This is a genomic window from Rhodococcus sp. YH1 (assembly GCF_009939605.1).
Classification (GTDB): domain Bacteria; phylum Actinomycetota; class Actinomycetes; order Mycobacteriales; family Mycobacteriaceae; genus Rhodococcus; species Rhodococcus aetherivorans.
Window position 1 is genome coordinate 18,161 of record NZ_WVTE01000259.1, and the last position, 14,148, is coordinate 32,308.

A 14,148-nucleotide genomic window follows, 5' to 3' on the forward strand; every position below is an offset into this window, starting at 1 on the left:
GGCGGCGAAGCGTTCCTCCGTCACGGGGTCGAAGCGTTCCTCCGTCACAGGGACCTCCCGCCCGCGCCGTCGGCCACCGGCGGCATCGCCGGGCACGAGGACGCCGGGCACAAGGACACAGTAGAGGCGAGGTCGGGTCACGGGGACCGTCTTCGCCGACACAGGACCGTGCCGGCGAAGACGGGCGTCCTCACCGCGGCTGATGCTGGGTGATGCAGTGGATGCCGCCGCCGCGGCGGAAGAGCGGCCGGGCGTCCACTCCCACGACGCGACGGCCGGGATACGCGGCCGCCAGGATCTCCGCGGCCTCGTCGTCGGCGGGGTCGCCGAAGCGGCAGGCGATCACCCCACCATTGACGACGTAGTGGTTGATGTAGCTGTAGTCCACCCAGCCCTCGTCGTCGCGGACCGTCGCCGGGGCCGGCACCCGGACGATGCGCCACGGCTCGCCGCGCACGTCCGCCGTGTGCTGCAGCCGCTCGACGATCAGCGCGGTGACGTCGAAATCCGGGTGGTCCCGGTTGCGCTGGTCGTGGACGAGGACCACGCCCGGGGACGCGATCGCGGCGACGATGTCGACGTGACCGCGGGTGCCGTAGCGCTCCTGGTCCCGCGTCAGCCCGCGCGGGAGCCAGATCGCGCAGGTCGCGCCGATGGTGCGCCGCAGTTCCGCTTCGACCGCGGCCTTGTCGAGGTGCGGGTTGCGCCCGGGGTCGAGCTGGACGGTCTCGGTGAGCAGGACGGTGCCGAGACCGTCCACCTGCATGCCACCGCCCTCGTTGACGAGTGTCGACGCGACCCGTTCCACGCCGGCCCGCTCGAGGACGAACGACGCGATCCGGGCGTCGTGGTCCCACCGGGCCCAGTCCTGCGCGCCCCAGCCGTTGAACACCCAGTCGACCCCGCCGCACCGGCCGTCGTCGTCGAGGACGAAGGTCGGCCCGATGTCGCGCATCCAGGCGTCGTTCAGCGGGGCCTCGACGAGTTCCACGTCGCGGGACAGGTACCGGCGGGCCGCGTCGACCTGGCCGGGATCGGCCACCACGGTGACCGGTTCGAACTCGGCGACGGCGTGCGCGACCGCGGCCCACGTGGCGCGGGCCTCGTGGTGCTCCTCCGCGGTGTCGCCCAGCGAATATCCCTCGGTGGGGAAGGCCATCCACGTGCGCTCGTGCGGTTCGCTCTCCGCGGGCATGCGCCAGGTCATCGCGTGGCTCCGAAGGGTGCGTGCGCGTCCACCGGTGCGGTCAGCGAGCCGTAGGTGTCCGGGCGGCGGGTGCTCAGGAACGGGAACAGCGACAACCAGTCCCGGCGCTGCGCGAGGTCGAGATCGGCCACCAGCACGGCGGATTCGTCGCGCGGAGCCTGCACCAGGATGCGCCCGTAGGGATCGGAGATGAACGAGGAGCCGTAGAAGGTGATGGCTCCCTCGCAGCCGTGCCGGTTCGGCACGATCATGAACGTGCCGTTGGCGATGCCGTTTCCGACGATCACCTGCTGCCACAGCGGGCGGGTGTCGAACTCGGGGTGGTCGGGCTCGGAGCCGATCGCCGTCGGGTAGACCAGGATCTCGGCCCCGGCGAGCGAGTACGCCCGCGCCACCTCCGGGAACCACTCGTCCCAGCAGGTCGGCATGCCGATGCGGGCGCCGTCGAGGCCGTCGGGGGTGTGGACGGGATACGGGTCACCGGCCGGACCGCCCCGGAAGTAGGTGTCCTCGTAGTATCCGGCGGTCACGGGGATGTGCAGTTTCCGGGTCCGGGCCACCGGTTCGCCGGCGGGGGAGACGAGGACGGCGGTGTTGTAGCCGAGGCCGTCGGGTGCGTCGGCGCGTTCGTAGAGGGACGCGTGTACGAACACACCGTGGGCGGACGCGGCGGCCGCGGCGAAGGCGACGGTCGGGCCGGTCCGCAGGTCCTCGGCGGTCCGGGCGGCGTCGGCGCCGCCGGGCGTGTCGGCCGGGTAGCGGCTCAACGTGAGTTCGGGCAGGAACACGACGCGCGCGCCGAGTCCGGCGGCGCGGGCGATGCCCTCGGTGAGTTCGGCGTGCAACGCCCGCTCGTCGTCGTGCCAGCGGTGCTGAACCAGTCCGACGCGCAGCGGCGGCCGATCGGGGGCGTCGACCCGGCACAGCGAGTCGGGCGGCGTGGTGGCGGTGATGGTGAGCATGGGAAGTCCTCGGCTCGATCCGGGGGGATAAAACGAATTTGATTCGTTAAGTATGGTGGACGAGCGCGTCCCGGGCAAGAGCCCACGACGATTTCGAGGAGTTTTCGTATGCCACGACCGCCGAAGCGGCTGCTGTCGCCCGAGATCATCACGGACGCAGCGATTCACATGGTGGACACGGCGGGCGACTTCACCATGCCGGGATTGGCCGAGCGGCTGAAGGTGCGGCCGTCGTCGCTGTACAACCACGTGTCGGGACGCGCCGAGATCGTCGAGGCCATGCGGGCGCGCATCATGTCCACCATCGTCGTGGGCGAACCGGCCGGCGACTGGTCCGAGACGGTCGCCGGCCTCGCCCGCGAGTACCGTCGCGCCTACGCCGCGCATCCGCGGCTGATCCCGTTGTTCACCGCGCAGACCGTGCAGTCGCCGGTCGCGTTCGGGCTCTACAACGCTCTCGCGCAGGCCTTCACGGATGCCGGATTCACGCCCGCGCACGTGCTGCATGCCATCACCACCGTGGACAGCTTCGTCCTCGGCTCGGCGCTCGACCTCGCCGCGCCCGAGGTGGTGTGGGCGAACGTCCCCGAAACCGGCGACGCGATGCGCGCCGCGCTGCAGACCGCCTGCCCGAATCCGCAACGGGCCGACGCCGCCTTCGAATTCGGCCTGCGCGCACTGGTGGCCGGCCTGGTCGCCCAGACGCCGGCCGGGGCCTGAACGGCCCGGCCGGCGTCGGCGCGGTGGTCGGTGCGGTCCGGGTTCAACCGCGGTCGGTGGTGAACACGTCCGTCTCCCCGGTGAGCGCGGCGGTGCTGCGCGTGAGGGTCTCCCCGCGGAAGAACTGCGGATTGCGCACCCGCATCACCAGCATCAGGACCGCGCCGAGCAGCAGGATGCCGAAGCCGAGGAAGAACACCAGCCCGACGCCGCCGATCTCGGCGCCGCTGCCGTTGTCGGGATTCATGCTCTCGCCCACCGAGATCGCGAAGACAGCGGCGAGCATGATCCCGCCCGACAGGGGGAAGACGAACCGGAACACGGCGTTGCGGGCACTGGTGAACAGACGTCCGCGGAAGTACCACACGCACGCGAACGCGGTGATCCCGTAGTACCAGCAGATCATGATGCCCAGCGCGGCGATGGTGTCGAGGAGGGTGCGTTCGGACAGGAACGTCACGCCGGCGTAGAACACCGCGGTGACGACCCCCGCGACGACCGTCGCGTACGAGGGCACCAGAAAGCGGGGATGTACCGCGGCCAGCCGGCGCGGGAACGCGCCGTAGGCACCCATCGCGAGCATCGTCCGCGCCGCCGGCAGGAAGGTGGTCTGCAGGCTCGCCACCGACGAGACGAAGATGGCGAGGAAGAGCAGCAGACCACCCCACTGGCCCAGGACCGGATCGGCGAGGGCGCCGAAGATGTTCTCGGAGTTGTCGGGATTGCCCAGCCCGAGACCCGTCGTACCGACACCGGCATACATCATCGCCGCGACCGACACCAGCAGGTAGGTCAGCAGGATCGTCGCCACGCACAACAGGCCGGCCCGGCCCGGGGTCTTCTTGGGGTCCCGGGACTCCTCCCCGAGGGTGAGGCACGTGTCCCACCCCCAGAACGCGAAGATCGAACCGGTCACGCCGATCACGAAGGCGCCGATCGCAAGCCCGTGGAACGGGTCGAACCAGGAGGCGTCGAGCGACAGCCCGGCGGGCGCGTCGCCCGCGCCGACGTGCACGAGTGCCGCGACCGCGAACGCGAGCAGGAGCACCATCTGGAAGCCGACGAGCGCGTACTGGACGCGTTCGCTCGTGGTGATGCCGCGGCTCGCGATCCATGTCGCGATCGCGATGAACACCAGGGTGGTGCCCACGTTGACGAACTTGTTCCCGGGAAGATCCGCGATCGCGGAGTCTCCGGTGATGCGGGCGAGGAACAGGTAGAAGAACTGGACGGCGATCGCGGCCAGGTTGGACAGCACGATGATCGTCGCGATCACCATGCCCCAGCCGCACATCCACCCGACGTACGGGCCGAAGGCCTTCGTGGACCACGTGAACGACGCCCCGCAGTCCGGTGATTCGGAATTGAGTTCGCGATAGGCGTACGCCGTGAGGAACATCGGGATGAACCCGGCGATGAAGATCGCCGGCATCTTCAGCCCGACGGCCGCGACGATCAGGCCGATGCTCGCCGTCAGCGTGTAGCCCGGCGCGACGGACGAGATGCCCAGGACGGCGCCGGCGAACGTGCCGATCCTGCCGGCGGCCAGGCCCTTCGGCACGACCCCGTCGCCGGGGGTGATCACCGGGTCGGCCTCTCGAACCCGGGTGGGAGGAAGCGAATTCGTCATGGCGGGCCTACTCACTGTTCTCGGGGTCGTGGGCGGGAACGACGACCATGGGCACCGGAACGACCCGCAGCATCTTCGCTGCCGTCGAACCCAGGAAGAGCCGGTGCGGCTGGGCGAGCCGGCTCGAGCCGACCATCACCACGTCGCCGTCGCGCCACTCCAGCGTGGCCACCGCCGATTCGACGGTCGCACCGTCCGCGACGAGGGAGGCGACCGGGAAGTCGTCGGGGAGCTGGGCGCGTGCGGTGTCCAGGACGCACCGGGCATGTGCCCGCGCCGATTCGAGCACGTGCTCGTGGGACGGATGTGCGCCGCGCCCGACCCCGTGCGGATCGAACGCGACGAGCGAGACGAGCCGCAGCGGCGTGCGCATGTGCTCGCAGGCGCGCACCGCGGTCCAGAGCAGGACGTCCGCTCCGGTGCGGGTGCCCAGTGCGCACGTGACCTCGCGGATCCGGGGGGCGGCGGAGTGCCGGAATCCCCGCGGTGCCAGGGCCAGCGGCACGGGCGCGGAATGCAACAGCTCGGACGACACCGTGCCGATGGAGTGCCGGCCGAGGAGCCCGTCGCCCGCGGCACCGACGACGACGGCGCGGGCGCCGAGCCGCGCCACCTCGTCGAGCAGGCCCTGGGCGAAGGACTCGTGGAAGCTCAGGTGGGTATGTGCCCGCACGTCGTCGGGCACCGTGGCCGCCGCCTGGGCGAGCCACGCTTCGCCCGTTCCGGCGAGGACGTCCTCGTACCCGGGCTCGGTGGGTGCCCGGGAGGGCACCGGGCGATCCGGGGGCAGGACCATACAGATGTCGAGTTCGGCGCCCAGGCTGCGGGCCAGCTGGACGCCGAGCGCCAGCCCGTCCGCGCCGCTGGGGGTGGCGAGGTATCCGACAACCAGTCTCATGGGAATCCGATCCGGTAGGGAAGCCGGAGCCGGGGTGATGCCGGCTCCGGCGACGGCGCGGTGGGGCCGCGGAAGGTCAGTCGTGGGTGCTCATCACGTGCTTGATGCGGGTGTAGTCCTCGACGCTGTAGGCGGAGAGGTCCTTGCCGTAGCCGGAGTGCTTGAACCCGCCGTGCGGCATCTCCGCGACGAGCGGGATGTGGCAGTTGATCCACACCGCCCCGAAGTCCAGCGCGGCGGACAGGCGCTGGGTGCGCCCGTGGTCGCGGGTCCACACGCTCGCGGCGAGCCCGTAGCGGACGTCGTTGGCCAGGGCGACGGCCTCGTCCTCGGTGGCGAAGGACTGCACCGTCAGAATCGGGCCGAACGTCTCGTCCTGCACGATGGGGTCGTGCTGGTCCACGCCGGTGACGATCGTCGGCTCGAAGAAGAAGCCCTTCTCGCCGGCGCGCGTGCCGCCGGTGACGATCGTCGCCGAGGCGGGCAGGGCGGCGATCTTGTCGGTGACGCGCTGGAAGTGCTGGGCGTTGTTGAGCGGGCCGTAGAAGGCGTCGGGGTCGTCGGGCCGGCCCGGTCGCAGCTGCTCGGCCTGCCGCACCAGCGCGTCGACGAGATCGTCGTGGACGGACTCGTGGACCAGTACCCGGGTGGCGGCCGTGCAGTCCTGGCCACCGTTGAAGAAGGCGGCCGCCGCGACGGCCTCGGCGGTCTTGGCCACGTCGGCGTCGTCGAACACCAGGACGGGGGCCTTGCCGCCGAGTTCGAGGTGGGCGCGCTTGAGCTGCCGGGCCGCGGAGACCGCCACCTCGATGCCGGCGCGGACCGAGCCGGTGATCGACACCAGGCCGAGTGCGGGATGTTCGACGAGGGCGGCCCCGGTGGCGGCGTTGCCGAGCACGACGTTGAAGACACCGTCGGGCAGGATGCCCTGGGTCAGGCGGGCCAGCACCAGCGTGCTGTCCGGGGTGGTGTCGCTGGGCTTGAGCACGATCGTGTTGCCGGCGGCGAGCGCGGGACCGATCTTCCACAGCGCCATCATCAGCGGGTAGTTCCACGGCGTGACCTGGCCGACCACACCGATCGGCTCGCGCCGCACGTAGGAGGTGTGGCCCTCCATGTACTCACCGGCCGCCTTGCCCTCGAGCAGGCGGGCCGCGCCGGCGAAGAAGCGCAGCTGATCCGCGCCGACCTTGACCTCCTCGTCCGCGATCATGGACTTCGGCTGGCCGGTGTTGCGGCACTCGGCCTCGACGAGTTCGTCGCAGTGCTCCTCGAGGGCGTCGGCGAGCTTCAGCAGCGCCGTCTGGCGTTCCTTGGGGGTGGTCCTGCCCCAGCTCCGGAACGCGCGCTGCGCGGCCGCCACCGCGGCGTCGACGTCGGCGGCGGTCGACACCGGGATCGAGCCCACGAGGGACTCGTCGACCGGGTCGATCAGCGGCAGGGATTCCGTGGCCGTCGAGGGCACGAACGCGCCGTCGATGTAGTTCTCGCGGATGTCGGTCATGGGGGGTCCTCTCGGAAGCCTGCCCGGCCGGGTGGGAGGGGCAGGGATCTCTGGTGATCAGTGTGGGCCGCGCCGCGGGTGCCCGGCCAGGGGTCCGGCGGCGGGGTGGGAGCGCAAGCTCGGAAGCCGGCGGCGCCGCCGGAGGGGCGGCGCCGCCGCGACCGGAACGCTCACGTCGTCGTGAGCGCGTCGGGCGCCGCGACGGGCGCGCCGAAGGAGTCGTGAAAAGTGGTGTAGAACAGGGTCTTCGGTGTCGAGGCGGCCGGGCCGCGAGGGTCGGTCAGTGTGCCGGTGCGCCGGCCACCGCGGCCGCGGCCGAGCGGGAGCCGAGGGCGTCGAGGATGCGCCGGGCCGTGTCCTCGCCCATGCGCACGGCTCCGTCGACGTGCTGGTAGCCCTCCGCGGCGAGGTCGGACGACGAGAAGAGGATCGGACCGACGGGGGTGAGCTGGTCCTTGCCGTAGCGGTGCAGGCCGCCGAGGTCGTAGCTCGCCGCGTAGGCTCCGCGGGTCCACTCCTCCGAGCCCCAGTCGGATTCGTAGTAGACGACCGGGCTCAGCGCCTTCTCGCCGAGGTAGCCGGCCATGGACGAGAGGATGGCGGCCTTGCGCTCCTCGGCGGGGAGTTCGAAGACGGCGTCGGCCTTCTCGTCTGCCACGAAGGCCACCAGGGTGCCGCGCGGATCCTCGAAGTTGGTGTTGTCGTAGATCTCCTGGACGAGTGCCCCGGCGCCGAAGCACGTGCCGGACAGGCCGTCCTCGCGCCAGAACGGCGTGTCGTACACGGCATGCACCTTGATGACGAGACCGAGGGACTGGTGCTGGTGCATCTGGTGCTGGCGGCGCGGCAGCGGCGGGACGTAGGAGATCCGGGAGTACAGGTTCGGCGGCACGGCCAGCACGGCGAACCGGGCATCGACGGTGACGCCGTCGGCCACCGCCCGCACGTGCCCGGGCGCGCCCGGTTCTTCGCCCTCGGACCAGTGCAGGGTCCGGACCGGGTTGCCGAGAAAGACGTCGTCGCCGAGCTTTTCGGCGAGCCGCTGCGACACCTGCTGCATGCCGCCCACGACGCGCTGGTCGAGGATGAAGTCCTCGTCCACGAGGTTGCTGAACGAGCCCGCGGAGGCCGCCATGAGGATCGCCTGCAGCGCGGAGAACGCGTGGGCCGGCTTGGTGAGCATGCCCCCCGCGATGAACAGCCCGATGTTGTTGCACGCCTCCTCGTCGTCGGAGTTGGCCCGCAACCAGTGGTGGAAGGAGACGGTGTCGAGTTCCCGCGCCCGCGGATGCGCCCACGGCTCCCGGGGGCCGATCTCGGCGGCGAGTTCGTCGAGCAGCGCGATCAGCTTGTCCATCTCGGCGCGGGTGTGCTCGGACGTGGGGAACATCTCGCCGCGGTACCGGACGGGCCGGCCCTCGGCGTCGAGGTAGATGTTCTCGCCCTCGCGGTAGCGGGAGAACGTGCGCAGGCCCAGTTCGTCGAGCAGCGCGATCAGGGCGGTCTGGTCGGGGGACACCCACTGACCGCCGATCTCGAGCATCGCTCCGTCGATCGTGTCGGTCCAGGTGCGGCCGCCGACGCGGTCGCGGGCTTCGAGGACGGCGACCCGCAGGCCCGCCTGCCGGAGGCGGTAGGCGGCGGTCAGGCCGGACGGGCCCGCCCCGACGACGACGACGTCACGCTCGATGGATTTCATGGGATTCCCCTTCGAGAAAATGAACGACATTCATATGTGTCGCATCACACTGTAACCTCATCGGGGCGCGAGGAGAAGACCTTCGCGGCAATTCGTGGCCGGAATCGTGAGGCGAAGGGGAGCGGCGTGGGAGAGGGGACGCATCGACGCGCCGGCCGGCCGTCGACGAAAGTGCTGTCTCGGCAGGCGATCACCGACGCGGCGCTCGACGTGATCGAGCAGGGCGGCTACGACGCCTTCACCGTCGCCAAGCTCGCCCGTGCCCTCGGTGTGGCCCCGTCCGCCCTGTACAACCACGTGAGCTCGAAGCAGGACGTCCTGCTGTGGGTGCAGGAGGACCTCATGACGAAGGTCGACGTGAGCGGCTTCGGCGCCGAGCCGTGGGCGGTGGCGACGCGGCGGTGGGCCCTGTCCTACCGGGACGTGTTCGCCCGGCACGCGCCGCTGGTCCCGGTGATCGCCGTGATGCCCGTCGCGGGCGCGCCCCGCACCCTGGCGGTGTACGAGGCGGTGGCGGCGGGCTTCGCGGAGGCCGGGTGGCCGATCGACACGATCGTGCCGGTCGTCGTCGCGCTGGAGTCGTTCATCTTCGGCTCCGCGCTCGACGCCAACGCACCGGCCGACATTTTCGACACCGCCGACCTCGCCGGCGACAGCCCGGCGTTCACCGCGGCGATCGACGCGTTCGCCGGATCGGGCGGCCACTACACCCCGGACGCCGGTTTCGACGCCGGACTCGACGCGATGATTGCCGGACTCGAGGCGCGCCTGGATCTGATCCGGAAGGACTGAGCCGCAAGAGGATACGGCTCGGTCCGGGACCGGCGGTGTGCCGTGATCCCGGACCGAGCCGGTATTCGATTGCCGGGGCGGGCGTCCCGCCCCGGGTCCTACAGCGCGATGTACTTGGTGTCGAGGTATTCCTCGATACCCTCGGCCGCGCCTTCGCGGCCGAATCCGGACTCCTTGACGCCGCCGAACGGGGCGGCGACGTCGGAGATGATGCCGCGGTTGACACCGACCATGCCGGTCTTCAGCGCGGACGCCACGCGCATCGCGCGGTCGAGGTCGCGGGTGTAGAAGTACGCGGCCAGGCCGTATTCGGTGGCGTTGGCGGCGGCGATCGCCTCGTCCTCGGTGTCGAAGACGGTGATCGCCGCGACCGGACCGAAGATCTCCTCGCGCAGCAGTCGCGCGTCGGCCGGGACCTCGTCGAGCACGGTCGGCGGGTAGAACGTGCCGGGTCCGGCGGGGATCTGCCCGCCGGTGCGGACCCGGGCGCCGCGCTCGACGGCGTCGCGCACCAGTGCCTCGACCGTGGCGCGCTGCCGGGCGGTGATCAGCGGGCCGAGGTCGGTGCCGTCGTCGAGGCCGTGGCCGGTGCGCAGCGCCGCGATGCGGGCGGTGAGCTTGTCGGTGAACTCGCCGGCGACGCTGCGGGCGACGTGGAAGCGGTTGGCGGCGGTGCAGGCCTCGCCGCCGTTGCGCATCTTCGCGGCCATCGCGCCGTCCACGGCGGCGTCGACGTCGGCGTCGTCGAACACCAGGAACGGGGCGTTGCCGCCGAGTTCCATCGAGGTGCGCAGCAGCCGGTCGGCGGACTGGCGGACCAGCAGCTTGCCGACGCCGGTGGAGCCGGTGAAGGTGATCTTGCGCAGCCGCGCGTCGGTGAGCAGCGGCCCGGTCAGCGCCGCGGCGTCGGTGGCGGGCAGGATCGACAGCACCCCGGCCGGCAGGCCGGCGTCGGCGAAGACCTGCCCGAGCAGCAGCATCGTCAGCGGGGTCTCGGTGGCCGGCTTGACCAGGATCGGGCAGCCCGCGGCCAGGGCCGGGCCGATCTTGCGGGTGGCCATCGCCAGCGGGAAGTTCCACGGGGTGATCGCCAGGACCGGCCCGACCGGTTCCTTGGTGACGAGGATGCGCCCGCTGCCGGCGGGGGCGGTGGCGGTGCGGCCGCCGATGCGCACGGCCTCCTCGGCGAACCAGCGCAGGAACTCGGCGCCGTAGTTCACCTCGCCGCGCGCCTCGGCGACGGTCTTGCCCATCTCGAGGGTGATGACGCGGGCGAAGTCGTCGGCGCGGGCGTGGACGAGGTCGAAGGCGGTGCGCAGGATCTCGCCGCGCACCCGGGGCGCGGTCGCGGCCCACTCGGCCTGCGCGGCGACGGCGAGGTCGAGGGCGCGCAGCCCGTCGTCGGCGGAGGCGTCGGCGACGTCGGCGAGCACCGCGCCGGTGGCGGGGTCCTCGACGGGGAACGTCGCGCCGGTGGACGAGTCGGTGAGCTTGCCGCCCAGCCAGAGCCGGGTCGGGACGCCCGCGGGGAGGGTGTGGGTCATCGGGTGGCTCCTGCCAGGGTCGGGCGCACGCCCGCGACATCGCGGACGGCGGCAGCGAGGACGTCGAGGCCGTCGGTGAGCAGCTCGTCGGAGATCACCAGCGGCGGCAGCAGGCGGACGACGTTGCCGTAGGTGCCGCAGGTGAGCACGATGACACCCTGCTCGAGCGCCTTCGCGGCGATCGCCTTGGTGGCCTCCGGATTCGGCTGGCGCGTGCCGGGCTGCACGAACTCGACGGCGAGCATCGCGCCGCGGCCGCGGACCTCGCCGACGATGTCGACGTCCGCGGCGAGCGCCCGCAGCCGCTCGGTGGCGATCTGCTCGATGCGCCGGGCGCGGCCGCACAGGTCCAGCTGCTCGATCCGGTCCAGCGTGGCCAGCGCCGCGGCGCACGCGACGGGGTTGCCGCCGTAGGTGCCGCCGAGGCCGCCGCCGTGGACGGCGTCGATCAGCTCGGCGCGGCCGGTCACCGCGGCGAGCGGCATGCCGCCGGCGATGCCCTTGGCGAGGGTCATCAGGTCCGGCACGACGTTCTCGTCGTTGCTGGCGAACCAGTCGCCCGTGCGCGCGAAGCCGGTCTGCACCTCGTCGGCGACGAAGACGATGCCGTTGGCCTTCGCCCAGTCGACGAGGGTCGGCAGGAAACCCTTGGCCGGCACGATGAATCCGCCCTCGCCCTGGATGGGCTCGAGCACGATCGCGGCGACGTTGTGCGCACCGATCTGCTTGTCGATTTGCACGATCGCGCGATGGGCGGCCTGCTCACCGGTGACCTCGGTGCCGTCGTAGTTGCGGCCCTCGCGGAACGGGTACGACGCCGGCACGCGGTGGATGTCCGGGGCGAACGGGCCGAAGCCCTCCTTGTAGGGCTGGTTCTTCGCGGTCAGCGCCATCGTCAGGTTGGTGCGGCCGTGGTAGGCGTGGTCGAAGACCACCACGGCGCTGCGACCGGTCGCGACCCGGGCGATCTTGACCGCGTTCTCCACCGCCTCCGCGCCGCTGTTGAACAGCACCGTGCGCTTGGCGTGGTCGCCGGGGGTCAGGGCCGCGAGCTTCTCGGCGACGGCGATGTAGCCCTCGTAGGGAGTGACCATGAAGCAGGTGTGCGTGAAGTGCGCGACCTGCTCCTGCACCGCCGCCACGACCGCCGGGTCCGAGGCGCCGACACTGGTGACCGCGATGCCGGAACCGAGGTCGATCAGGGCGTTGCCGTCCACGTCGACGACGATGCCGCCGTCGACGTCGGCGGCGTAGACCGGCACGGAGGAGGCCACACCCGCCCCGACGGCCGTGCGGCGACGCTCGGTCAGTGCCGCCGAGCGCGGGCCGGGCAGCGCGGTGACCAGGCGACGCTGCTGCGGAAGGCGGTATTCGATGCTCGTCATGGGGGACTTCCTCGGGCTCGGCGGCGTAGAGACGATTCGAGTATGGGAGCGTCCGCGGACCCGAGACAGGGCCGATTCGTACAACCCGGTGAATCGCACCGCGCCATTTCGTCGAGCGGTCTTACGATGGCCCCATGAGCGTCGGCATCGCCTGGCTGCTGCGGCAACCGGGACTGGGATTGGCACTGCGCGGCGGCCGGACCGGGAAGGAGCGGCCGATCGGCTTCGTCCAGCCCACCGAACTGCTGGACCCGCGGCCCTGGCTCTCCGGCGGGGAACTCGTCCTCACGACCGGCCTGGGGCTGCATGCGGAGGAGGGCGGTGACTACGTGCGCCGCCTCGCGGAGGCGGGCGTCGCCGCCCTGGGGTTCGGCACCGGGCTGTCGCACGAGCGGATCCCGCAGTCGGTGCTCGAGGCGGCCGACGCGGTGGGGCTGGCGCTGCTCGAGGTGCCGTACACGACGCCGTTCGCCGCCGTCAGCCGTGCCGTCACCGCCCGGCTCGCCGAACAGCAGTACGAGCTGGTGCGACGCGCCGCCGACACCCAGGTGCGCATCACCCGCGCCGCGCTGCGCGGCGGCGTGGCCGCGATCGTGCGGGAACTGGCCGTCGCCACCAGCGCCGCCGTCGCCTACCTCGACGAGCGCAGCGGGGAGGTGGTCGCCCACCCCGAGGCCGCGGCGGAGTTGGCAGAGCAGATCTCGGAGCTGCGCCGGGACGGTGCCGGCTCGGTCACCACGAGCCGGCCCGGCCGGACGCTGACGGTGCAACCGGTCACGCACGCCGGCCTCGTCAGCGGACACCTGGCCGTGCAGGCCGACCGCCCGCTCGAGAACGTCGAACTCGTCCTGATCGGCCACGCCGTCTCCCTCGTCACCCTCGAGCTGGACAAGCCGCGGCGGCTGCGCGCGGAGCGGAACGCGCTGGGCGCGAAGGCATTCGGCCTGCTCGTCGACGACGTCCTCGACTCCGGCGACGCCTTGGAGTATCTCGCCGACGCGGTCGGCGCCCGCAACCGCATCCGGATCCTGCGTCTGCACACCCCGGCCGCGGCCGACGTGCGGCGCGTGCTGGACGCCGGTCTCGGCGCCCGGCAGCGCCCGCTGTACGCGCGCAGCGGCGACGAGGCGCTCACCGTGCTGCTGCGCGGTGAGGACACTCTGTCCGACGTGGCGGCGCTCCTGGCGGACCTCGCCCCGCCGCAGGCGCGCACCCTCCGCGCCGGGCTCAGCGCCGCGCACCGGCTCGCCGACACCCGCCGCGCCGTCGAGCAGGCCGAACACGCCGTGGCCGCGGCGGACGCGGCCCACCGCCTCGTCGAGTTCGACGCCACGCACGGAACCGCCCTGCTCGCCTCCCCGGCGGTGCGGGCCGTACTCGAATCCGTGGCTGCGTCCACTGTTTCCGCTCTCGCCGACTACGACCGCGGCCGGGGGACCAGGCTCGTCGCGTCGTTGCGGGCGTTCCTCGAGGCGAACGGGCAGTGGGAGGCGGCGGCCGCGGCTCTGGAGGTGCACCGGCACACCCTGCGCAGCCGGATCGCCAAGGCGGAGCAGGTGCTCGGCGTCGACCTCGGCGACGCCCGCGTCCGGGCCGAGTTGCTGCTCGCCCTGCTGATCGGGGAACCGGCGCCCTAGGTAGCTGGAAACGGCGTAGTGCTGCAGTCGTAGTCGGCTCTTCACGCTGCGGGCGAGTTCGTCCAGCCGGCCGGAATGCCGTCGGAGCCGGCGCGGCACCGTTCCCGGGGAGAGCCCGAGTGGTCGTCGCGGGGCGACTTCGGCCGGGAACAGGAAAGTATGGTTGAGTG

11 protein-coding genes are annotated in these 14,148 nt (G+C 71.9%); 3 read left to right on the forward strand and 8 right to left on the reverse strand.

The window, feature by feature from the left end; all coding sequences use genetic code 11:
* Positions 1 to 190: 190 nt before the first annotated feature.
* Positions 191 to 1,207 carry an agmatine deiminase family protein gene (locus AIIKEEIJ_RS25920; protein ID WP_006935184.1) on the reverse strand — a complete coding sequence of 339 codons (1,017 nt, stop codon included), beginning with the start codon at positions 1,205 to 1,207 and terminating at the stop codon, positions 191 to 193.
* Positions 1,204 to 2,169: a nitrilase-related carbon-nitrogen hydrolase gene (locus AIIKEEIJ_RS25925; protein ID WP_043798540.1), complete on the reverse strand. Its 966-nt coding sequence runs from the start codon at positions 2,167 to 2,169 to the stop codon at positions 1,204 to 1,206. The genes AIIKEEIJ_RS25920 and AIIKEEIJ_RS25925 overlap by 4 nt, the downstream gene beginning before the upstream one ends.
* Before the next feature lie 108 nt (positions 2,170 to 2,277).
* On the opposite strand from AIIKEEIJ_RS25925, the gene AIIKEEIJ_RS25930 reads away from it, so the two are divergent.
* Positions 2,278 to 2,889: a TetR/AcrR family transcriptional regulator C-terminal domain-containing protein gene (locus AIIKEEIJ_RS25930; protein WP_006935187.1), complete on the forward strand. Its 612-nt coding sequence runs from the start codon at positions 2,278 to 2,280 to the stop codon at positions 2,887 to 2,889.
* A 43-nt stretch (positions 2,890 to 2,932) separates the two neighbouring features.
* Here the strand turns inward: AIIKEEIJ_RS25930 and AIIKEEIJ_RS25935 are convergent, their stop codons facing one another.
* The 4 genes from AIIKEEIJ_RS25935 to AIIKEEIJ_RS25950 form a co-directional block, all read right to left on the reverse strand.
* Entirely contained in the window at positions 2,933 to 4,519 is a 1,587-nt protein-coding gene (locus AIIKEEIJ_RS25935; protein WP_006935188.1) for an APC family permease, read from the reverse strand.
* Positions 4,520 to 4,526: 7 nt separating this feature from the next.
* Positions 4,527 to 5,417, reverse strand: a complete 891-nt coding sequence (locus AIIKEEIJ_RS25940; protein WP_050035865.1) for a universal stress protein — start codon at positions 5,415 to 5,417, stop codon at positions 4,527 to 4,529.
* 76 nt (positions 5,418 to 5,493) lie between these two features.
* Positions 5,494 to 6,921, reverse strand: coding sequence for an aminobutyraldehyde dehydrogenase (locus AIIKEEIJ_RS25945; RefSeq protein ID WP_161996864.1), 1,428 nt, complete (start codon positions 6,919 to 6,921; stop codon positions 5,494 to 5,496).
* 280 nt (positions 6,922 to 7,201) lie between these two features.
* Positions 7,202 to 8,620 (reverse strand): flavin monoamine oxidase family protein, encoded by a 1,419-nt coding sequence (locus AIIKEEIJ_RS25950; protein WP_043798532.1) that lies wholly within the window; start codon positions 8,618 to 8,620, stop codon positions 7,202 to 7,204.
* A 126-nt stretch (positions 8,621 to 8,746) separates the two neighbouring features.
* On the opposite strand from AIIKEEIJ_RS25950, the gene AIIKEEIJ_RS25955 reads away from it, so the two are divergent.
* A complete protein-coding gene (locus AIIKEEIJ_RS25955) occupies positions 8,747 to 9,412 on the forward strand; it encodes a TetR/AcrR family transcriptional regulator (protein ID WP_303682224.1) in 666 nt (221 codons plus the stop codon).
* A 98-nt stretch (positions 9,413 to 9,510) separates the two neighbouring features.
* Here AIIKEEIJ_RS25955 and AIIKEEIJ_RS25960 read toward each other — a convergent pair whose 3' ends face one another.
* Both AIIKEEIJ_RS25960 and gabT read right to left on the reverse strand, forming a co-directional pair.
* Positions 9,511 to 10,956 (reverse strand): aldehyde dehydrogenase family protein, encoded by a 1,446-nt coding sequence (locus tag AIIKEEIJ_RS25960; protein WP_161996865.1) that lies wholly within the window; start codon positions 10,954 to 10,956, stop codon positions 9,511 to 9,513.
* Positions 10,953 to 12,341, reverse strand: a complete 1,389-nt coding sequence (gabT, locus tag AIIKEEIJ_RS25965; protein WP_006935195.1) for a 4-aminobutyrate--2-oxoglutarate transaminase — start codon at positions 12,339 to 12,341, stop codon at positions 10,953 to 10,955. Before gabT ends, AIIKEEIJ_RS25960 begins: the two co-directional genes overlap by 4 nt.
* Before the next feature lie 134 nt (positions 12,342 to 12,475).
* Between gabT and AIIKEEIJ_RS25970 the strand changes: the two genes are divergently transcribed.
* On the forward strand, positions 12,476 to 13,978 hold the full coding sequence (locus AIIKEEIJ_RS25970) for a PucR family transcriptional regulator (RefSeq protein ID WP_065922107.1): 1,503 nt from the start codon (positions 12,476 to 12,478) through the stop codon (positions 13,976 to 13,978).
* Positions 13,979 to 14,148: the final 170 nt, after the last annotated feature.